This is a genomic window from Streptomyces sp. NBC_01408, from assembly GCF_026340255.1.
Classification (GTDB): Bacteria; Actinomycetota; Actinomycetes; order Streptomycetales; family Streptomycetaceae; genus Streptomyces.
Map to the genome: position 1 here is coordinate 4,206,549 of NZ_JAPEPJ010000001.1, position 20,268 is coordinate 4,226,816.

Here is a 20,268-nt window from a genome sequence, read left to right on the forward strand (position 1 = left end):
CCGGTACCTCCGGCTGAGGTCGTTCTTACGCGGACCCAGGCACACTGGGTGTCATGACGACCGGCACTGGATCCCTTGGGAAGGGCACTTCGACGGCCCCCCGGCGGCGCTCGCCCGCCCGTACGTTCCTTCCCCTCGCGGTCGCCGCCTGGCTGATCCTGGAGATCTGGCTGCTCAGCCTGGTCGCCGGCGCGGCCGGCGGGCTGACCGTCGCCCTGCTGCTCGCGGGCGCGATGGTGCTCGGCGTGGTGGTCATCAAGCGGGCCGGGCGGCGTGCCTTCAAGAACCTGGCGGAAACCTTCCAGCAGGCTCAGCAGGGGCAGCAGCCCACCCCGCAGCAGCCCGGCCAGGGCAATGGCCTGACCATGCTGGCGGGACTCCTGCTGATCATGCCGGGCCTGCTCTCCGACGTGGCCGGCCTGCTCTGCCTGCTCCCGCCGGTCCGGTCCTGGATCGGCCGCCGGGCGGCCCGCTCGCTGGAGCGGAAGATGGCCTCGGCGCCCGCCGGCAGCTTCGGCGACGCCTTCCAGCAGGCCCGTATCCGCTACCCCGACGGCAAGGTCGTCCAGGGTGAGGTCATCCGCGAGGACCGGCCGGAAGGGCCGCAGCAGCCGGACACCGGCTACCGCCCGCCGCTCGCCCCCTAGGCGAGCAGGCGAGCACCGAACGGCGAAGCCGGTACGGCGAACACGACGAGAAAAGCCGAGGGGCCCCGCCACACACTGTGTGGCGGGGCCCCTCGGCTTGTGCTGTCGTCCGGCTGTCAGGCGGACTTGCGGCTGTCCCGCGGATGCACGGCAATGTTCATGGCGCCGGAACGAAGGACCGCAAGCCTCTCGGCAAGCACTTCCTCCAGCTCCTCGCGGGTGCGCCGCTCCATGAGCATGTCCCAGTGCGTTCGCGCAGGCTTGCCCTTCTTCTCTTCGGGCCCGTCCCCGTCCACCAGGAGTGCCATGGCGCCGCACGCCTTGCACTCCCACTCCGGCGGAATTTCTGCCTCAACCGAGAACGGCATCTCAAATCGATGTCCGTTCTGGCATGCGTACTCCACCGCCTGGCGCGGGGCCAGATCGATGCCGCGGTCCGTCTCGTAGCTGGTAACCACGAGGCGCGTACCGCGGAGAGCTCGCTCACTCATGAATCGTGCCTCCCGGGCTTGTCGCCCACAGGACAGGTGTCGCTGTCGTCGTCATCCGGTCAACGTCCGGTCGGCGGTATAGATTCCCGCTCCGGGTCACGCGTCGCCCGTCGTGCCGCCCCTTGTTGTACCCACCAGTGCCCGTTTTGTCACATCTGGCAGCAGATGTCACCCAACGTCCACGCTTCTTGAGCGCGCAGTAACGGTCCGCCTGGCAGGCCAAAGGCGTACACTACCGGCCCTTTGCTTCAACGTCTAAATTCGTTCGGAATTCGTTCGCAGGTCCGGGTCGGGCGCGCGCTCCGGGCAGGCTCAGAGCCGCTCGGGTACAGGATTGCCTGCCGCCTTCACCGCCTCTCGCATCGGCACTCGCGCGAGGAGCACGAAACCCAGTGCGAAGAAGGCCACCAACGAGATGATCGCGTCCCGGTAGCTGCCCGTGAGCTGGTAGGTCAGGCCGAACACTAGCGGTCCCACCCAGCTCAGCCCGCGGTCGCTCAGCTCGTACGCCGAGAAGTACTCGGCCTCCTTGCCCGCCGGGACCAGGTGCGAGAACAGCGAGCGCGACAGCGCCTGGCTGCCGCCCAGCACCAGCCCGATCATCGCGGCGAGTGCGAAGAACCACACCGGGGTCCGGGCGGGCAGGAAGTATCCGACCGCCAGCGTCACCCCCCACGCCACCAGCGAGCCCAGGATCGTCCGCTTCGCACCGTAGATCCGGGCCAGCCGGCCCATCCCCAGCGCGCCCGCCACCGCCAGGACCTGCACCAGCAGCACCGCCGCGATCAGCGTGGACTGGTCCAGCTCCAGCTCCTCCGAGCCGTAGATGGAGGCCTGGGAGATCACCGTCTGCACGCCGTCGTTGTAGATCAGGTACGCCAGCAGGAACGACAGGGTCAGCGGGTAGCGCCGCATGTCCTTCAGCGTGGCGACGAGCTGCTTCCAGCCGCTGACGGCCGGCCCCGCCCCCGCCTCGTGGACCACGGCCCGGTCCCGCAGCCTGCGCAGCGGGATCAGCGCGAAGGCCCCCCACCACAGGCCCGCCGAGGCCAGGCAGATCCGCACGGCCTCGCCCTCGGTCAGGCCGAAGGAGTCGTGGCCCGTGTACAGGACCAGGTTCACCACCAGCATCAGCGAGCCCGCGGTGTAGCCGAAGGCCCAGCCCCGCGAGGAGACCGTGTCCCGCTCCTCGGGCGTGGAGATCTGCGGCAGGTAGGCGTTGTAGAGCACCATCGAGACCGACAGCGCGGCGTTCGCCACGATCAGCAGCAGTCCGCCCAGCAGATAGCGCTCGCCGCCCAGGAAGAACATCCCGGCCGTCGCGGTGGCCCCGACGTACGCCGCCACCGCCAGCAGCGGCTTCTTGCGCCCGGTCCGGTCCGCGACCGCACCCGCCAGCGGCATGAGCAGCACCGCCAGGATCACCGAGGCCGAGACCGAGTACGCGTAGAAGGAGCCGGCCCGCACCGGGATGCCCAGCGGGTGCACGAAGCCCTCGGCGTCCGCGGCGGCCTTGGCCACCGAGGTCAGGTACGGCCCGAGGAACACCGTGAGCACACTGGCCGAGTACACGGACACGGCGAAGTCGTAGAAGTACCAGCCCCGCTGCTCCCGTTTGCGTGCGGCAGCCGCGGTGGCCGATCTGCCGTCCTCCGCCCCGGGATCCGCCTCGTCTGTCGTCTGCGCACTCATTCGGTGCCCCCTCGTTGGTCCCCGTACCGCACCACCGCCGGTCCGGGGCGGCCGGCCGAAGGCGTGTCAGGCCCAGGCGCCGCGCCGGTCCAGCACCGTGCGCAAGATGTCGATCCGGTCGGTCATGATGCCATCGACACCCAGGTCGAGCAGAGCCTCCATGCGTTCCGGTTCGTTCACGGTCCACACGTGCACCTGGAGCCCCCGCGCGTGCGCGGTGCGCACGAACCTGCCGTCGACCACGCGGATGCCCGCCTGCGTCTCCGGAACCTGCGCCGCCACCGCCCCGACGCGCAGCGCCGCGGGGATCGCGTACGAGCGCAGCCGCAGGCCGACCACCCCGCGCACGCCGTACGAGGTCGCCAGCCGCGGGCCGGCGATCTTCTGGGCCCGGGCCACCCGGCTCTCCGAGAAGGAGCCCACGCAGACCCGGTCCCAGAGCCCGCGCCGGGCGATCAGGTCGACCAGCGGGTGCAGCGCCGACTCGGCCTTGACGTCGATGTTCCAGCGGGCGTCCGGGAACTCGTCCAGCAGCTCGTCGAAGAGCGGCAGCGGTTCGGTACCCGCCACCCGGGCCTCGCGGACGCGGCTCCACGGCAGCTCGCGGATGCGCCCCCGTCCGTCGGTGACCCGGTCCAGGGTCGCGTCGTGGAAGGCCACCAGCTTGCCGTCGGCCGTGGCGTGCACATCGGTCTCGAAGTAGCGGTAGCCGGCCGAGGCGGCCCGGTGGAAGGCGGCGGCGGTGTTCTCCAGCCCGTCCGCGGCACCGCCCCGGTGCGCGAAGGGGATCGGAGCCGGGTGGTCCAGATACGGGTGGCGAAGGCGTACGTGCGTCACGGCGGCAGTATCCCCCGCGCCGCGCGCCGGGGCATCGCGTGGGTGGGCGGCACGCGGGGGCCGGCAGCGCCCTGGTGGAAGTGGACTGGCGCGTGACAGTCTGTGCGGAAGACCTCAATCCAATCCGGGCCCCCGACGCGACCTGCCGGGGCCAATTCGACGAAGGTGGACCGCACGCAATGGCCGAATGGACCTCGGCGGTCGGTGCCGCGCAGCTCGCCCGCCTCATCGCCTCCCAGCAGGACCGGCCTGCCGTGCCCGGCGCCCGCAAGGCGCCCGCGTACCGCACCCTCGCCGACGGGATCCGGCTGCTCGTCCTGGAGGGCCGCGTCCCGGTCGCCGCGCGGCTCCCCGCCGAGCGGGAGCTGGCCGTCGCCCTCTCCCTCAGCCGCACCACCGTCGCCGCCGCCTACGAGGCGCTGCGCGGGGAGGGCTTCCTGGAGTCCCGCCGGGGCGCCGGCAGCTGGACCTCCGTACCGGCCGGGAACCCGCTGCCGGCCCGCGGCCTGGAACCGCTGCCGCCCGAGTCCCTCGGCTCGATGATCGACCTCGGCTGCGCCGCCCTGCCCGCCCCCGAGCCCTGGCTCACCAAGGCCGTCCAGGGCGCGCTGGAGGAACTGGCTCCGTACGCGCACACCCACGGGGACTACCCGGCCGGCCTGCCCGCGCTGCGCCGGATGCTGGCCGACCGCTACACCGAGCAGGGCATCCCCACGATGCCCGAGCAGATCATGGTCACCACCGGTGCGATGGGCGCCATCGACGCCATCTGCAGCCTCTTCGCCGGGCGCGGGGAGCGGATCGCCGTCGAGTCGCCCTCCTACGCCAACATCCTCCAGCTCATGCGCGCCGCCGGGGTCCGCCTGGTTCCCGTCGCGATGGCCGACGGGCTGGCCGGCTGGGACATGGACGTCTGGCGGCAGGTGCTGCGCGACTCGGCCCCCCGCCTCGCCTACGTCGTCGCCGACTTCCACAACCCGACCGGGGCGCTGGCCTCCGAGGAGCAGCGCCGGGCCATGGTCGAGGCCGCCCGTTCGGCCGGGACGGTCCTGGTCGTGGACGAGACCATGGCCGAACTCCAGCTGGATCCGGAGCTGGCCATGCCGCGGCCGGTCTGTTCCTTCGACCCGTCCGGCAGCACGGTGATCACCGTGGGCTCCGCCAGCAAGGCCTTCTGGGCGGGCATGCGGATCGGCTGGGTCCGCGCCGCCCCGGACGTCATCCGGAGCCTGGTCGCCGCGCGGGCCTACGCCGACCTGGGCACCCCGGTGCTCGAACAGCTCGCGGTGAACTGGCTGATGCGGACCGGGGGCTGGCAGGAGGCCGTCGGGATCCGCCGGGAGCAGGCCCGGGAGAACCGGGACGCGCTGGTCGCGGCGGTGCGCCGGGAGCTGCCGGACTGGGAGTTCGAGGTTCCGCGGGGCGGGCTGACCCTGTGGGCCCGTGCGGGCGGGCTCTCCGGCTCCCGGCTGGCCGAGGTGGGGGAGCGGGTCGGCGTACGGGTCCCCTCGGGGCCGCGGTTCGGCGTGGACGGGGCCTTCGAGGGCTACGTCCGGCTGCCCTTCACCGTGGGCGGGCCGGTGGCCGAGGAGGCCGCCGCCCGGCTGGCGGCGGCGGCCCGGCTGGTCGGCACGGGTGCGGGGGGCAGCGGGGCGGAACCGCCGCGCACCTTCGTGGCGTAACCCCAGGGGCCGGGGACGGGACGGGGTGTTGTCCGGGACGTAGAACGTGATTTGTTGGCGCGGTATCGGCCCGCGCCGACGAAGCCCGGACAGGGCGCCATAAATCATGAGTCCCGGACGGCACCCCGTCCCGGCACCGGCCCCGCCCCAGGGCTACGGTGCTTCGGCCGCCACTTCCGGGAGCTCCGAGGCGTCGATCGCCGAACCCTGAGCGGGTGGCTGCACAGGCTTGGCTGGCGTGACGGGGCCCTGGCCCCGCCGACCGCCCCCGCCGGGCGCGAGCCGTTCCGGCAGCAGGTCCAGTACGGCCTGGCGGAACCCGGGGTGCGTGGCGTCGTCGTACGGGTCCGGAGTGGCGGGCACCTGGAGCCGGTGCACCGGGCCGGTGCCGAGCCGGGCGTACCCGCGGCCCGGCGGGACCTGGGCGGTCGGCGTGGTGTGCGGAGGCAGGCCGAGGACGTCGGAGATCTGCTGGATCGCGGCCGGCCCGAGGACGACCCGGGCCCGGGTGTGCTGCCAGACGGCGTCGCCCAGCAGTTCCAGGTGCTCGAACTGTTCGGCCACGACCACCGTGATGTGCGCGGCCCGGCCGTGCCGCAGCGGCACCTGGAGCTGGGCGAGCGGGTCGGGGCGGCCGTCGGCGGCCGCGAGATGGGTGAGCACGCTCGGCCGGTCGAGCAGGATCCACAGCGGTCGGCGGGTGTCGTCGGGCGCCGGGCGGCCCGCCTCGCGGGCCCGGTGGGTGGCGACGAGCCGCCGCTCGGTCTCCTGGGCGGCCCATTCCAGGGTGGACAGCGCCCCGGTCGGCCCGCATTCCACGGCGAGGACGCCGGTGCGGCCGGCCAGGCAGGCGTACTCGCCGCTGCCGCCGCCCTCGACGATCAGTACGTCGCCCCCGTGCCGCAGGGCCTGGAGGGCGATCGAGCGCAGCAGGGTGGACGTGCCGCTGCCGGGCAGGCCGACGGCGAGCAGGTGCGGTTCGGTGGAGCGGGGGCCGGTGCGCCAGAGCACCGGCGGCACGTCGCGGGGCTCCCCGCAGTCCAGGACGGGCAGGGTCCGCTGGACGGTGCCCGCGTCGGTGAAGCCGAGCACGGTCTCGCCGGGCGAGGTCACGAACGGCTGGGCGGCGATGCCCGTCGGCAGCGCCGCCAGCACACTCAGGTCGAGCTGGTTGCCCTCCTCGTCCCAGTCGAAGAGATACTCCCGTCCGCGCCCGGACTTGGCGTGCAGCAATGTCTCGATCCGGGCCCGTGAAGCGGCCTCGCCATCGGTGAAGTAGGCCGGGTAGCGGATGCGCAGCCGGGTGACGCGGCCCGCCTCGTCGAACTCGTAGCCGCTGAAGGCCTTCTCCCAGTCCCCGCCGTGGGCGAAGAGCGGATTGGGGTCCTCCGGGATGGAGAAGTACGGCACGAGGGCTTCGTAGAGGGAGCCGAGCCGTTCGGTCTCGGCATCGCTGGGCCCGGTCTTCGCCGGGGTGCGGTCGCGTCCCTGCCAGGCCGCCGCCGCCATGACCGTGATCAGGGCGAGGAGCGGTCCGTAGGGAACGAGCGCGACCACGAGGACGCAGGCGGCCCCCAGGAACAGCGCGGGACCACGCTTGTCCTTGGGGGTCTCGGCCCATTTGCGCCGCCCGGCCGAGGCCAGGACGCGCAGGCCGCGTCCGATGGTGAGGAGCGGATGGAGGACGTCCGTGGCGCTGTCGGCGGCCGTGCGAGCGAGGTCGCGGCCCCGTGCCAGCGACGTGGTGCCGCTGCTGAGGATGCGGGGAAGTGGGCGCCGGGCCACGGGCGTCTCCTGGAGTTGTGGGTGTGACGGGTGCTTCGGGTGGGGCTGGGTGTCCGTGTGCGGGGCCGCGGCTAGAGCTTGATCCCGCCGAGAAGGCTCGCGAGGCTCGCGGTGCTCGCGGTGATGCTGGGGGCGATGGCGGAGCCGGCCAGGAAGAAGCCGAAGAGCGAGCAGACGAACGCGTGCGTCAGCTTCATCCCGTCCTTCTTGAAGAACAGGAAGCAGATGATGCCGAGCAGGACGACACCTGAGATGGACAGGACCATGAGCATTTCTCCTGGTGGGTGGGGACAGTCACCATCAGTTGTTCCAGGCTCACAGGAAGTATCAATGCGACAAAAGGTGCATACGGGTGAACGCGGCCGTTTTTCACTTGACCGGCTCACCCCGGCTGGCGCGTCGGGCGCGAAGGGGGCAAGGGTGATCTTTGCCTCGGCCCGGCCCCGGCATGTCCAGGCCCGGGCGCTACTCTGGCGATTCACCCGTACGGACGCAGTGCCGTGCATCCCCCTGCCCGCCTTCCGGCCCGGGGACGGGTCATCGGGGCGGGCCATGCGAGCAGCGAGCGAAAGGCGGTAACGATGAGCGAGCACACCGAAGGCACCTCTCCGGAAGGCCCCGACGAGGACGTCATCGAGCTGGCCACCAAGATCTTCGACCTGGCCCGCCAGGGCGAGGCCCAGACGCTCGCCGCGTACCTCGACGCCGGAGTCCCGGCCGACCTCACCAACGACCGCGGCGACACCCTCGTGATGCTGGCCGCCTACCACGGCCACGCCGAGGCCGTCACGGTGCTGCTCGCGCACGGCGCCGAGGCCGACCGCGCCAACGACCGCGGGCAGACCCCGCTCGCCGGAGCCGTCTTCAAGGGCGAGGAGGCCGTCATCCGCGCACTGCTCGCCGGAGGGGCCGATCCGAACGCCGGAACCCCCTCCGCCGTGGACACGGCGCGCATGTTCGCAAAGGCCGACCTGCTGGAACTCTTCGGAGCCAAGTAGTCCGCTTTTTGCCGGGCTCTGACCGGTACAGACCTCACAGTCTGGTCACGGCGGCCGTAAATGTGGTCGCGGCGCACAAACCGGCTGGGTCATCATGGCGTCGGATTCGATTCGCGGACAGGGCGGACGGGCAGGAGCGGGCAGGACACAACGGGTGTCCGACCCCCACTCCTGCCGGGGGACCGCCGCCCTGGCCGAGAAGCACCGACGAGAGTGAGAAGGCAATGGTCTACATCGAGCGGAACACGACGGCGGACGTCCTCGCATGCTGTTACGCGGCCCTGTGAATTCCGATTCCCGGTTGCGTCCCCAGCTTGATTTGAGGCCATTCCCATGTTCGAACCAGTCATAGCGCCTAGCGGCACCCTGCTCGGGCTCCTCCAGCGGGGCCGCGGCGACGGCACGCTGCACGCCCTGGCGGCGCCCCGTGCGGAGGCCCTGGAGGCCCTCGACCGGTGCGTGCTCCGCGACCCGCGTCAGGACTGGCAGGTCGAGAACCGCTCCTTGTACTACGCCCGGCTGTACCTGGACCTCGACGGCCCCCTCGGCGAGATCGAGGCCCACCTCTTCTGCTCCGAGGACCTCCTCGACGACGAGGACCACCGGACGGGCCTCGCGCTGTCCGTGCTGGGCCACCTGGCCTCGTACGGCCGCGACGACGCCCTGATGCTGCTGCGCCGGTACGCCGCCTCCGGCGCGAACTGGGCCTGGGCCCTCGACGAGCTCGCCCTGCGCGACGACGACGAGGGACTGCGCTCCCTGGCCGCGCCCGTCATCGCCCGCTTCCCCGCCACGGCGGAGGGCGAGGCGCGGCTGGCCGCCGCCGTCCGCGACGCGTACGAACCCCGCCCGTGGTGCCTGTGGGAGGAGTCGCCGGAGTACGGGGAGCGGCTGCGCGCCGCCCGCCAACAGGGGTCCTTCGACCGCTGGCAACGCCAGCTGACCCCGAGCGGCCCCCGGCCCGGCTGGGGCGTCCAGGCCGTCTTCGACTGGGCCGCCGACGGGCTGCGCCGCGGCACCCCGCTGCACGTGCCCGCCGCACGCTGCCTCGCCGCCGTGGCCGCACCCGAGGACCGCCCCGCCATCCTCGCGGCCGCCGCCGGAGCCTCCGGCGAGGCCGCCCGCGCCACCGCCCTGCACCACCTGGTCCTCGCCGAACCGGAGAACCCGGCCGTGCTGGACCTCATCGAAGCCGCCGCCGACGAGCCCGCCGTGGCCGCCTACGAGCGCATGTGCGGCCCCGCCGCCGTCGACCGGGCCCGGCGCTGGATCCACCGCCCCGACGCCCTGGGCGCGGCCGCCGCGGCCACCCTGGCCGCCCGGGGCGGGGCCGGGGACGCCGGACTCGTGCTGGGCGCCCTGCGCTCCACGGTCCGCGGCGCCGGCCCCGACACCCAGCGGCTGTTCGCCCTCGTCGACGGAGCGGGCCGGCTCGCCATCGGCTGCGCCGCGCCCGTACTGAGGCACATCTACCGCGAGACGGCCTCGTCCCACCTGCGCGGCCGAGCGGCGCGCGCCCTCGCCAGCACGGACCCCACCTTCGCGGCGGGCTTCGCCGTCGAATGCCTCTGGGACTGCGAGGAGACCACCCGCGAGGTGGCCGCCCACCACGCGGAGACGGCCGACGCCCGTGTCGCGCCGAGACTCCGCCGCCTTGCCGCCGATCCGGCGGAGGAGGAAGAAGTGCAGTCGGCGGTGCGGAGCCGGATAGCGCCGGAGTCGGCGGTGTAGCCGCCTGTCCTGCGGGCGGCTCGGCGGTGTAAGGCTCGGCTGCGGCCGGGCCCCTGGGGCTCCGCCCCAGACCCCGCGCCTCAATCGCCGGCGGGGCTGGATTTGGCCCTGGCTTCGCCCCTGCGCAGGTGGCCTGGTCGGTGGGGTCGGTGCGCGGGGCCGCTCCGGGTTGTCTCCTCGGCTCGCGCACTGAGCCCGACCCGACGCCATCGGCCCAGGTTGCGCGCTCGTCCTGCGGGGACAACCCTGCGCGTCCCCACTCCCCTCCGCCACGGCTTCCGCTTCCGGAGCCTGGGCGTGGGGCGGGGTCGCGCAGGAGAGTCCCCGCAGGACGAGCGCGCAACCCAGGCCGGGCTTTCGTAGCGGGGGCTCAGTGCGCGAGCCGAGGAGACGCTCCGGAGCGACCCCGACCCACACCCCGCCAAGCCCCCGCCAGGGCCAAGGCCAAACCCAGCCCCGCCGGCGATTGAGGCGCGGGGTCCGGGGCGGAGCCCCGTGCAACGGCGCCGCAGACGCCAAGCCCCGCGCTCAGCGGGCCGGTACGAACCTCAGCGGGATGCCCGGCCGGGCCTGCGCCGCCGCGTCCAGGGCCGCCGCCGCGACCACGCCCACCACCGGGTAGCCGCCCGTCACCGGGTGGTCGGCCAGGAACACCACCGGCAGCCCGTCCGGCGGCACCTGGACCGCGCCCAGGACCATGCCCTCGCTCGGCAGTTCACCGGGCCGCCCGCGCACCAGCGGGGCCCCCGCCTCCGTGCGCAGGCCGATCCGGTTGGACATCGCCGACACCCGGAACCGCGCCCGCCACAGGCCCGCCAGCGAAGCGGGCGTGAACCAGTCCGCCCGCGGCCCCAGCCGCACCGGCAGCACCAGTTCCCCCGGTGCCCCCGGCACCCGCAGCTCATCCGCCCCGCATACGGGATCCGGCCCCGGCCGCCCCACAGGCAACACGGCCCCGGCCGCCACGACGGCCGGCCCCAGCCCCGACAGCAGGTCCGTCGAGCGACTGCCCAGCACCGGCGGGACGTCGAGGCCGCCCCGCACCGCGACGTAGCCGCGCAGCCCCGACTCCGCCCGGCCGACGTCGAGCTCCGCCCCTGCCCGCAGCCGGACCGGGGCTCCCCAGGGCGCGGGCCGCCCGTCCACCCGTACCGCGCAGGGCGCGCCCGTGACCGCCACCGTCACCGCCGCCAGTGCCCGGAGCCCCACCCCGTCCAGGGTCGTCTCCAGCGCCGCCGCGTCCGGCGGATTGCCGAGCAGCCGGTTGGCCAGCGCGTAGGCCCCCGTGTCCAGCGCTCCCGAGCGGGGCACCCCCAGGTGCGCGTGGCCCGGCCGCCCCAGGTCCTGGACCGTGGTCAGCGCACCCGGCCGGAGCACCAGCAGCTCACTCATGGCCCTCCTCCTCGAACCGCACCCGTACCCCCGGCGCGAACAGCGCCGCCGGTTCCCGCGACGGGTCCCAGAGCACCGCCCGGGTGGACCCGATCAGCTGCCAGCCGCCGGGGGAGGAACGCGGGTACACGCCCGCGTACTCGCCCGCCAGCGCCAGCGAGCCCGCCGGAACAGCCGGCCGGGGCGTGTCCCGCCGGGGCAGGTGGAGGTGTTCCGGCAGGCCCGTCAGATAGCCGAAGCCGGGCGCGAACCCGCAGAAGGCCACCCGGAAGACGATGCCGCCGACGATGCCCGCGACCTCAGGGACCGGCACCCCCCACAGCCCCGCCACCTCCGCGAGGTCCGGCCCGTCGTAGCGCACCGGCACGGTCACCAGCGGCCCCTCCGTCTCCGCGAGCGGCGGCACCTCCCAGCCCGCGATCCGGGCCGCCAGCGCCCCCGGATCGGGTACGCCGTCCAGCAGTACGGTCCGGGCCGCGGGCACCACGTCCCGTACGCCGCCCAGCTCGCCCGCGTCCCGCCGGCGCAGCACCTCGGCGTGCAGCGCCGCCACGTCCGCGGCCGACCCCAGCTCGATCAGCAGCCCCTCGGCCCCCACGGGCAAGGCGCGCATCCGCAGGCTCACGCGAACGCCTCCACCCGGACCCCGGCCGCCTCCAGCGCCCCGCGCACCCGCAGCGCGAGGCCCGCGGCCCCCGGGGTGTCCCCGTGCAGGCACAGGGAACGCGCGGCCACGGGCACCAGCGACCCGTCGGAGGCCGTCACCACGCCGTGGGCGGCCATCCGTACGGCCCGCGCGACGACGGCGTCCGGATCGTGCAGCACCGCACCCGGCTCGCCGCGCGGCACCAGCGTCCCGCCCGCCGTGTACGCCCGGTCGGCGAAGGCCTCGGGTACGGGGGCCAGCCCGGCCTCGGCGGCGGCCGAGAGCAGCAGCGACCCCGGCAGGCCCAGTACCGGCAGGCCGGCCGCACCGGCGGCCACGCGCACCCCCGCGACCACCGCGGCGGCCTGGCCCGCGTCGTGCACGGTGCGGTTGTAGAGCGCGCCGTGCGGTTTCACGTACGACACCCGGGAGCCGGCCGCGCGCGCGAAGACCTCCAACGCCCCGATCTGGTAGGCCACCTCGTCCGCCAGCTCGTCCGGCGGCACGTCCATGGAACGCCGCCCGAAGCCCGCCAGGTCCCGGTAGGAGACCTGCGCGCCGATCCGCACCCCCCGCTCGGCGGCCAGCTCGCATACCCGGCGCATGATGGACGGGTCCCCGGCGTGGAAGCCGCAGGCCACGTTGGCGCTCGTGACGACGGACAGCAGCGCCTCGTCGTCGGTCAGCGTCCAGCGGCCGAACCCCTCGCCGAGGTCGGCGTTCAGGTCGGTCGGGACGGCGGGCCCGGGACCGGCCGCGGGTGTGATCATGGAAGCCATGCGGCGAGCGTAGAACAGCGAACGCACCGTCTCCCTAGAGGCCGGGACGATCCGGCCGAACCGTGCCGTTTGGGTTGTTGTCAGGGTCAGCGCCTAGTCTTTGTCCGTGACTCTCCCCGCCCCGGCGAAGACCCTTCCGTCCCCGGCGCCGGGCCCGGCCGCCGACGAGGGCCTGGCCCGGCGGCTGCGCGCCCTTGCCTGCACCGCCCCGCTGCACGACCTCGACGTACGCAAGGCCAATCTGGCGGGCGAGTACGGGGTCTACGCGATGGCGGAGGTCGCGCTGGCCGCGATCGACCTGGTCACCCTCAACATGGACTTCGACACGGGCGCGGACCACGAGCAGATAGTGGCCAGGCTGCTGCCTCGCGTCGCCGCCCAGGCGCCGTCCCGCCCGGCGGCCGAGCACGAGCGGGTGGCCCGCTGGGTGCTGGAGAACCTGATCAACGTCGGCAGCGTGGACCGCGGCTTCCGCGCGATCTACGGCACCTTCGGCCCGGACGGGGTCTACGTCCGCCGCGACTACGACTTCAAGCTCATCGAGGAGGTCCCGGGCCCCGGCGGCACCGTCTACCTGCGCACCACCGACGAGGCCGTCAACGTCCTCGTCGGCGCCCTCGACACCGACGTCACCAGCGCGCAGATCGCCGCCGAGGTCAAGCTCGAGGTGCTGATCAGCCGCGGCCGGCTCGCCGACGCCCAGCTCGCCGCGGAGCAGGCCCGCTACCGGACCGTCCAGTACGCCGAAACCCTGCGCCGCACCCTGGACGCGACCCGGCGCAACGTCCGGGCGGTGGACTGGCTCCAGGCCGTCCCCGACATGATCGCGGAAGCTCTCGACCACGTCGCCGACCGCTACCGCCACGAGAACGCGATCCTCACCAACATCCGCAAGGCGCGCGACGAGGCGGAGGAGCCGGAGAACAAGCGGCGCGCCGCCGAACTGGTCGACATCGTCAAGGACTGCATCCGCCGCCACACCCAGCTCCAGTCCCGGCTGCTCGACGCCGGCCCGCTCTTCCGCGCCGAACAGGACCGGCAGGCCTTCGCGGCCCCCGCGCCGCGCTCCGGCATCGACCTGTACGGGCAGCTCGTCGCCCCGCTCCTGCCGCTGCCCCTCGCCCAGGCCGGCCGGGTCACCGACGCCTTCTTCGCCTCCGGCGCGGGACTGCGCACCCCCGTCTCCGTCCGGGTCGCCGATCTCGTCGAGATCCTGCTGACCCCGCCCGTGGAGCGGGAGCACCTCGGCGCGGAGATGCCCGAGCCGGACCTCATCGCCACGCCGGACGACAGCCGCTTCAGCGAGGAGCAGCTCGCCGTCGCGACGGAGCTGCTGAACCTCCCGCACGACGCGCCGCGCCGCCTGTCCGGCCTCCTCGCCGAAGCCCGCCGCACGGACCCCGAACTGCCGTACCTGGTGGCCCTGCTCGCCGTCCACGCGGCGAGCCCGGCCGTGGGCACGGCGTACCGCCAGGGCGAGGAGCGGCTGCTCTTCGCCGTGGACGACGGCACCTCCCTCGACGACCCCGAATTCGGCGGAGCCGACCTGATCGTCGGCACGGCCCTGCTGGACGCCGCCGGCATGGCCGCCGACCGCGCGGAGGCGTCATGACCGGCGTCTTCCCGGCCGCTTCAGCCTCGCCGGCGTTTGAGGCGCGGGTCCGGGCGGAGACCGGTGCCCGGCGGAGCCGGGCTTCCCGGGGCGCCGCCCCAGACCCAGCGCCTCACACGCCGGCGAGGCTGAATCGTGCGGCGCGGGAGCTTGCCCCCGCTGGACAGGACCCGGCCGCCGCCGAAGCCGCCGCACCACCACGCAGCGAACCCACCCGTACCACCCGCACCGCCCGCACCGCCGAGGAGACGTACCCGTGAGCGACCACCACGCCGAGCACCCCGCGTGGAGCGAGCCCGCGGCTCCCGCCACCCCCGTCGCGGCGGCGAACCCGGCGCTGACCCCCGCCGACGCCGCGGACGCGGCCCGGCTCGTCGCGTTCGGGCTCCAGCCCAAGCTGCTCCCCGCCCGCGACGCCGAGTACGCCGAGCTGCTGCGCCGCTACCGCGAGGAGCCCGCCTTCGGCCGGCTCGCCGACGCCGTCGCCACCGGCCTCGGCCTCGTCGTCCTGGAGGTGTCCCCCCGCGCGGGGATGGCCGTCGCCGCCGGCGAGGACTCCGTCTTCGCCGTCCGCATGGGCGACTACGCCCGCCGCACCGCCGCCGACTCCGCGGACCGGTTCCTGCACGGCCTCGCGCACCTGGCCGTCGCGGCCCTCGCCTTCCCCCGCCCCGAGGACCTCGCCGACGACGGCTACATCGGCCGCGTCACCGTCAACGGCGTCGACGCCTTCGTCCGCCAGACCTGCCGCCGCCTGGAGGAGCGCGCCGAGGAGCTCGGCGAGAACACCGACCCCGCCACCGACGCCCCCGGCCTGGAGGCCGCCTGGCGCGTCTACGCCCGCCGCAGCGCGACCGGCGCCACCAAGGACGCCCGCCGCCTGGCCGGGTCCACCACCGGCATCGTCGGCAAGGCCGCCGCCTTCCTCACCGAGTCCGGTTTCCTCCAGCGCACCGGGGACGACGCAGGAGGCACGTACCGCACCACCCCCCGCTACCAGCTCCAGGTCCGCGACATGGCGGGCAGCGCGGCGATGGCCGAGCTCCTGGAACTCGGCGTGGTCCCCGTCAGCGACGGCTCCGCCACCCTCCTGCCGCCGCCCGAGGGCGACGACCTGGAGCTGGCCGCCGACGCCGGACTGCCCTTCCACGCCTGAGTCCTGATCCCCGTACCCCCTGCCTCACCCAGACACCACGAGAGTCCGCCGCCATGTACGAGCTGTCCCGGATCCGCCTCTACTCCATCGGGCCCGCCGGTGCGCGCTACGCCGACACCGTGCTCGACCTGCGCGGAGTCGGCGAGCCGGTGCCCCACCCGGCGCCGACCCAGGCGGAGTTCTTCGAGGACGAGCCCACCGGCCCGCCGCGCCGTCCCGCGCCCGCCGGAGTGCTGTTCCTGGAGAACGGCGGCGGCAAGTCCGTCCTGCTCAAGCTGATCTTCTCGGTGATGCTCCCGGGCCACCGCAACACCCTCGGCGGCGCCAGCTCCGGCGTGCTCCGCAAGTTCCTCCTCGCCGACGACTGCGGCCACGTCGCCCTGGAGTGGCAGCACACCCAGACCGGCGAGTGCCTGGTCGTCGGCAAGGTCAGCGAATGGCGCGGCCGCCAGGTCTCCAACGACCCGCGCAAGTTCGCCGAGGCCTGGTACTCCTTCCGCCCCGGCCCCGGCCTCAGCCTCGACAACCTGCCCGTAGCCGAGGCCACCGCCGTCCGCCCGCCCGTCGAAGGCGCCTCCGGCGCCCAGGGCCGGCGCCGCACCATGAAGGGCTTCCGCGACGCCCTCACCGAGGCCGGCAAGGCGTACCCGCACCTCGAAGTGGGCTGGGAGGAGATCCACGACCGCTGGAACGAGCACCTCACCGAACTCGGCCTCGACCCGGAACTCTTCCGCTACCAGCGCGAGATGAACGCCGACGAGGGCGAGGCCGCCGGCCTCTTCGCGGTCAAGAAGGACTCCGACTTCACCGACCTCCTGCTGCGCGCCGTCACCGACACCCGCGACACCGACGGCCTTGCCGACCTCGTGCACGGCTTCGGCAACAAGCTCGGCCGCCGCGCCGAGCTGATGGCCGAACGGGAGTTCACCGCAGGCTCGGTGGACCTGCTCACCAAGATCGTCGAGGCCGCCGCCACCCGCTCCCGGCTCCGCGACGTCCACGCCGGCGCGGAACGCCGTACGCGCACCCTGGCCCGGCGGCTGTCCGCCCGCGCCGCCGGGGAACGCGGCCTGGCCGCCGACCTCGCCCAGCGCGTCACCGGCGCCGCCCACGAGGTCACCGCCGCCGAATCGGCCCGGGCCCGCAGCGCCGCCGTCTCCGCCGAACTCGCCTACCGGCACGCCTCGCTGGCCCTGACCGTCGCCGACAAGGCCGCGGCCGCCCAGCGCCGCGAACTCCTCGAAGCCCGCACGCTGCACTCCGCCTGGCAGGCCGCCGAGACCGTACTGCGCCACCGCGCGGCCGCCGACCGCTCCGCCCGGGTCGCCGCCGCGATCCTGGAAGCCGAGCGGGACGCCGCCCCGGCGCTCGCCGCCCGCGCCACGGCCGCCACCGACCTCGTACGGGCCCTGCACACCGCCGCCGAGCACGGCGAGCGCGTGGCCAACGAGGAGGAGGAGCGTTCCGCCGTCCTCCAGGCCACCGGCGAGGCCGCGCACCGCGACGCCACCGCCGCCGCGACGGCCGCCCAGCGGGCCCGCAGCGAGGCCGAACACCTCCGCTCCCGCCTCGGCGAGGTCCAGCAGGAGACCGCCGAGGCCGTCCGCGCGGGCTGGCTCGACGACTCGGCGCCCGACGCCGACCCGGCCCGTGCCGCCCTCGCCGCCGCCGACGCGGAGCAGACCGCCGTGGCCGCCTGGGACGAGGCCCGCGCAGCCGCCAGGACCGCCTCCGAAGCCGCCCGCGAGGCCGCGGCCACGGAATCCCGCGCCGAACTCACCGCCGCCCGCGCCGCGGACGCCGCCGACGCGGCCGAAGCCGCCCACGCCGCGGAGCACCGCACCGCAGCCTCCCTCGCCGCCGCGCCGCGGCTGGCCGAGCTCCTCGGCCTCCCGTCCGCCGACGCCCCGGTGCCATCGCCCCGGGCGGGCGACGGTTCCGCGGCCGCCGCCGCGGCCGGACCCGCCGGGCCCGGGCCGCACCCCGGCGCCGGGTCCGCTGCGGGCCACCGCGCCCCCGCGGGCGGCCCGCAGGGCGCCACCGCCCCGGGCACCTCGCAGGGCGCCGCCCACGCCGCGCCGGCCACCGGTGCAGGCCGGCTCACCGCCGAGGACCTCGACCGCGGCGCCGACGACCTGAGCGCACTGCTGAACGACGGAGTCGCCGCGGCCGAACGCCAGCTGTTCGAGCTGCGCACCGCGGCCGCCGACGACGCCCGCATCCTCGGGGCACTCGGCGACGGCGGTCTGCTGCCGCCCGGCCCCGACGTCCTCGCCACCGTCGAGTACCTCGGCGAGCACGGCATCCCCGCCCTCCCCGGCTGGCGCTACCTCGCCCAGTCCGTGGACCCCGCCGACCACAGCGCCGTCCTCGCCGCGCGCCCCGAACTCGTCGACGGCGTCGTCATCACCGACCCCGACACCCACAGCCGCGCCCGCGAGGTCCTCTCCGGCGCCGCCCTGCTGCCGCGCTCCACCGTCGCCGTCGGCACGGCCGCCGCCCTGCTGGCCCCCGTACCGCCGGCCGACCCCGACACGGCCGTGTCCAGCATTTTCATCGTTTCGCCGAACCCGGCCATGCACGACGAGCACGCCGCCGACGAGGAACGCCAGGCGCTGCGCACCCGCGCCACCGACCGCGACGCCGAGATCCGGGACCTGGCCGCCCGGCTCTCGGGGGACCGCGAGCTCGCCGCCCGCCTCGTCTCCTGGCGCACCGGCTGCCCGCCCGGCCGCCTCGCCGAACTCGCGCAGCAGGCCGCGGCCGCCCGTACCTTCGCCGAGGAGGCCGACGCCGAGCTCGCGGAGGCCCGCACCGTACGCGCCGAGGCCGACGATGCCGCCGCCGACGCATCCCGCGTCCGCGACGAGCGCCAGGACGCCGCCCAGCGCGCCCGCCGCGCCGCCGACGCCCTCGCCGGCCTCGCCTTCCGGCTGCGCGAACGCGCCGGCTGGCAGGCGAGGCTCCGTGAACTCGCCGACGAGGCCGCCGAGTCCGAGGCCCGCGCCGAGGTCTGCCTGGACCGGGCCCGCGCCGCCGACGAGGACCGCCGCGCCGTCCAGCGCGCCGCCGACGACGCCCGGCGCACCGCCCGCGCCCTGCGGGCGGAGCGCGCCGAGATCGCGGGCGCCCCGGACCCCCTCCCCGAGGACGACGGCGCCTCCAAGGCCCCGCTGCCCGACCTCCGCGAGGCCTACCGGGCCGCCTCCCAGCTCTACGAGAAGGTCGGCGTCGGCGCCGACCTGCGCGCCGAACAGGCCCGCGCCGAGAGCGACGAGAGCGCGGCCCTCGCCGAACTCGACCGCCTCACCAACAAGGTCCGCACCCGCGCCGCCCAGCTCCTCGAAGGCACTGACGGCGCCGACGGCCCCTCCCGCCAGGCCGCCGCCGCCCGCGCCGAATCCCTCGTACAGATGCTGGAGACCCGCGCCTCCCACGCCAGCGAGCAGCTCGGCCGGCTGCGCGGCGAGGCCGAGCGGCACGCCCCCGCCGAGGGCGAGGCGCACACCGAACTGCCCGAGGAGCTGGTCCCGGCGGACGTCGACCAGGCACAGGTCCTGCTGCGTACGGCCACCGTCCAGCTCGCCGCGCACACCGCCGCGGTGGAACACGCCCGCGCCGCCCACGCGGACCTGCTGCGCTCCCACCGGGCCGCCGAGGACGGCGCCGGCGGCTTCGACGAGACCGCGGCCCTGCTCCGGGACCTGCTGCGCGACCACACGCACCCGGAGGACGAGCAGGAGCCGGTGGCCCACCTGGGCAGCCTGGAGGAGGCCCGGCAGTCCGCCGCCGAGGCCCGACGCTCGCTGCGCGGCTGCGCGGCCGACCTCTCGGCCGCCGAGTCGGCGGTGCGCGAGGCGAGCGACATCCTGGTCCGGCACGCCAACGCCACCCGCTACGAGCAGGTACGCACCCCCGCGCGCCAGCAGATCCGCGAACTGCCCGCCTCTGCCCTGCCCGAGCACGCGGCGGCCTGGGCGGCGGCCTTCGCGCCCCGGCTGCGTGTCCTCACCGACGAACTGGCGCAGCTGGAGCGCAACCGCGACAGCATCGTCGACCGGCTGCGCGGCCTCGTCGAATCGGCGCTGGCCACCCTGCGCTCCGCGCAGCGCCTGTCGCAGCTGCCGGAAGGCCTCGGCGAATGGTCGGGCCAGGAGTTCCTGCGGATCCGCTTCGAGGAACCCGACCAGGCCACGCTCACCGAGCGCCTCGGCGAGGTCATCGACGAGGCCACCCGCGCCGCGGTGAAGAAGAACAGCACCGCCTCCTTCGGCGAGGGCCGCCGCGACGGCATGTCCCTGCTGCTGCGCGCGGTGCAGGCGGCGCTGGAGCCCAAGGGCATCTCCGTCGAGATCCTCAAGCCGGACGCCGTGCTGCGCGCCGAGCGGGTCCCGGTCGGGCAGATGGGCGACGTCTTCTCCGGCGGGCAGCTGCTGACCGCCGCGATCGCCCTGTACTGCACGATGGCGGCGCTGCGCAGCAACGACCGCGGCCGCGACAAGCACCGCCACGCGGGCACGCTGTTCCTCGACAACCCGATCGGCCGCGCGAACGCCACGTACCTGCTGGAACTGCAGCGGGCCGTCTCTGACGCGCTCGGCGTCCAGCTGCTGTACACGACGGGCCTGTTCGACACCACGGCCCTCGCCGAGTTCCCGCTGGTCATCCGGCTGCGCAACGACGCGGACCTGAGGGCGGGCCTGAAGTACATCAGCGTGGAGGAACACCTGCGCCCGGGCCTTCCGGAGCAGTCCCCGGAGGGGGAGACCATCCACGGAGAGATCACGGCCACCCGTATGTTCCGCCGGAGCTGACGCCTG

15 protein-coding genes are annotated in these 20,268 nt (G+C 74.8%); 7 read left to right on the forward strand and 8 right to left on the reverse strand.

Annotation, left to right across the window (positions count from 1 at the left end; translation table 11 throughout):
• Positions 1–53 precede the first annotated feature (53 nt).
• On the forward strand, positions 54–647 hold the full coding sequence (gene fxsA, locus OG447_RS19205; RefSeq protein WP_266938026.1) for an FxsA family membrane protein: 594 nt from the start codon (positions 54–56) through the stop codon (positions 645–647).
• A 116-nt stretch (positions 648–763) separates the two neighbouring features.
• On the opposite strand, the gene OG447_RS19210 is transcribed toward fxsA, so the two are convergent.
• The 3 genes from OG447_RS19210 to OG447_RS19220 all read right to left on the reverse strand — a co-directional run bounded on the left by OG447_RS19210 (position 764) and on the right by OG447_RS19220 (position 3,667).
• Positions 764–1,138: an RNA polymerase-binding protein RbpA gene (locus tag OG447_RS19210; RefSeq protein ID WP_007262928.1), complete on the reverse strand. Its 375-nt coding sequence runs from the start codon at positions 1,136–1,138 to the stop codon at positions 764–766.
• Positions 1,139–1,450: 312 nt separating this feature from the next.
• Positions 1,451–2,830: an MFS transporter gene (locus tag OG447_RS19215; protein WP_266938028.1), complete on the reverse strand. Its 1,380-nt coding sequence runs from the start codon at positions 2,828–2,830 to the stop codon at positions 1,451–1,453.
• Positions 2,831–2,896: 66 nt separating this feature from the next.
• Entirely contained in the window at positions 2,897–3,667 is a 771-nt protein-coding gene (locus tag OG447_RS19220) for a glycerophosphodiester phosphodiesterase (RefSeq protein ID WP_266938030.1), read from the reverse strand.
• A 179-nt stretch (positions 3,668–3,846) separates the two neighbouring features.
• On the opposite strand from OG447_RS19220, the gene OG447_RS19225 reads away from it, so the two are divergent.
• Positions 3,847–5,349: a PLP-dependent aminotransferase family protein gene (locus OG447_RS19225; protein ID WP_266938031.1), complete on the forward strand. Its 1,503-nt coding sequence runs from the start codon at positions 3,847–3,849 to the stop codon at positions 5,347–5,349.
• Positions 5,350–5,502: 153 nt separating this feature from the next.
• On the opposite strand, the gene OG447_RS19230 is transcribed toward OG447_RS19225, so the two are convergent.
• Both OG447_RS19230 and OG447_RS19235 read right to left on the reverse strand, forming a co-directional pair.
• Complete coding sequence (locus OG447_RS19230; RefSeq protein ID WP_266938033.1) at positions 5,503–7,134, reverse strand: ATP-binding protein; 1,632 nt, start codon at positions 7,132–7,134, stop codon at positions 5,503–5,505.
• Between the two features lie 71 nt (positions 7,135–7,205).
• A complete protein-coding gene (locus tag OG447_RS19235; RefSeq protein WP_030031218.1) occupies positions 7,206–7,400 on the reverse strand; it encodes a hypothetical protein in 195 nt (64 codons plus the stop codon).
• Between the two features lie 315 nt (positions 7,401–7,715).
• Here OG447_RS19235 and OG447_RS19240 point away from each other — a divergent pair, with 315 nt between their 5' ends.
• Positions 7,716–8,132, forward strand: a complete 417-nt coding sequence (locus OG447_RS19240; protein ID WP_266938035.1) for an ankyrin repeat domain-containing protein — start codon at positions 7,716–7,718, stop codon at positions 8,130–8,132.
• 333 nt (positions 8,133–8,465) lie between these two features.
• Positions 8,466–9,863 carry a HEAT repeat domain-containing protein gene (locus tag OG447_RS19245; protein ID WP_266938037.1) on the forward strand — a complete coding sequence of 466 codons (1,398 nt, stop codon included), beginning with the start codon at positions 8,466–8,468 and terminating at the stop codon, positions 9,861–9,863.
• Between the two features lie 528 nt (positions 9,864–10,391).
• On the opposite strand, the gene OG447_RS19250 is transcribed toward OG447_RS19245, so the two are convergent.
• The 3 genes from OG447_RS19250 to OG447_RS19260 are packed head-to-tail and all read right to left on the reverse strand — an operon-like array spanning position 10,392 to position 12,671.
• Positions 10,392–11,255 carry a biotin-dependent carboxyltransferase family protein gene (locus OG447_RS19250; protein ID WP_266938038.1) on the reverse strand — a complete coding sequence of 288 codons (864 nt, stop codon included), beginning with the start codon at positions 11,253–11,255 and terminating at the stop codon, positions 10,392–10,394.
• Positions 11,248–11,868 carry an allophanate hydrolase subunit 1 gene (locus OG447_RS19255; RefSeq protein WP_266938941.1) on the reverse strand — a complete coding sequence of 207 codons (621 nt, stop codon included), beginning with the start codon at positions 11,866–11,868 and terminating at the stop codon, positions 11,248–11,250. Before OG447_RS19255 ends, OG447_RS19250 begins: the two co-directional genes overlap by 8 nt.
• An 8-nt stretch (positions 11,869–11,876) precedes the next feature.
• Complete coding sequence (locus OG447_RS19260) at positions 11,877–12,671, reverse strand: LamB/YcsF family protein (RefSeq protein ID WP_266938942.1); 795 nt, start codon at positions 12,669–12,671, stop codon at positions 11,877–11,879.
• Positions 12,672–12,786: 115 nt separating this feature from the next.
• On the opposite strand from OG447_RS19260, the gene OG447_RS19265 reads away from it, so the two are divergent.
• The 3 genes from OG447_RS19265 (at position 12,787) to OG447_RS19275 (ending at position 20,262) form a co-directional block, all read left to right on the forward strand.
• Positions 12,787–14,292 carry a hypothetical protein gene (locus OG447_RS19265; protein ID WP_266938039.1) on the forward strand — a complete coding sequence of 502 codons (1,506 nt, stop codon included), beginning with the start codon at positions 12,787–12,789 and terminating at the stop codon, positions 14,290–14,292.
• A 256-nt stretch (positions 14,293–14,548) separates the two neighbouring features.
• Complete coding sequence (locus OG447_RS19270) at positions 14,549–15,448, forward strand: hypothetical protein (RefSeq protein ID WP_266938040.1); 900 nt, start codon at positions 14,549–14,551, stop codon at positions 15,446–15,448.
• A gap of 53 nt (positions 15,449–15,501) precedes the next feature.
• On the forward strand, positions 15,502–20,262 hold the full coding sequence (locus tag OG447_RS19275; protein ID WP_266938042.1) for a hypothetical protein: 4,761 nt from the start codon (positions 15,502–15,504) through the stop codon (positions 20,260–20,262).
• The last annotated feature ends 6 nt before the right edge of the window (positions 20,263–20,268 follow it).

Excerpts from the sequence above, each read along its gene's own strand:
- OG447_RS19240 (WP_266938035.1), top strand. The coding sequence starts at position 7,716 with ATGAGCGAGCACACCGAAGGCACCTCTCCGGAAGGCCCCGACGAGGAC.
- OG447_RS19260 (WP_266938942.1), bottom strand. The coding sequence starts at position 12,671 with ATGATCACACCCGCGGCCGGTCCCGGGCCCGCCGTCCCGACCGACCTG.
- OG447_RS19275 (WP_266938042.1), top strand. The coding sequence starts at position 15,502 with ATGTACGAGCTGTCCCGGATCCGCCTCTACTCCATCGGGCCCGCCGGT.
- fxsA (WP_266938026.1), top strand. The coding sequence starts at position 54 with ATGACGACCGGCACTGGATCCCTTGGGAAGGGCACTTCGACGGCCCCC.
- OG447_RS19235 (WP_030031218.1), bottom strand. The coding sequence starts at position 7,400 with ATGGTCCTGTCCATCTCAGGTGTCGTCCTGCTCGGCATCATCTGCTTC.
- OG447_RS19210 (WP_007262928.1), bottom strand. The coding sequence starts at position 1,138 with ATGAGTGAGCGAGCTCTCCGCGGTACGCGCCTCGTGGTTACCAGCTAC.
- OG447_RS19215 (WP_266938028.1), bottom strand. The coding sequence starts at position 2,830 with ATGAGTGCGCAGACGACAGACGAGGCGGATCCCGGGGCGGAGGACGGC.
- OG447_RS19225 (WP_266938031.1), top strand. The coding sequence starts at position 3,847 with ATGGCCGAATGGACCTCGGCGGTCGGTGCCGCGCAGCTCGCCCGCCTC.
- OG447_RS19245 (WP_266938037.1), top strand. The coding sequence starts at position 8,466 with ATGTTCGAACCAGTCATAGCGCCTAGCGGCACCCTGCTCGGGCTCCTC.
- OG447_RS19250 (WP_266938038.1), bottom strand. The coding sequence starts at position 11,255 with ATGAGTGAGCTGCTGGTGCTCCGGCCGGGTGCGCTGACCACGGTCCAG.
- OG447_RS19255 (WP_266938941.1), bottom strand. The coding sequence starts at position 11,868 with ATGCGCGCCTTGCCCGTGGGGGCCGAGGGGCTGCTGATCGAGCTGGGG.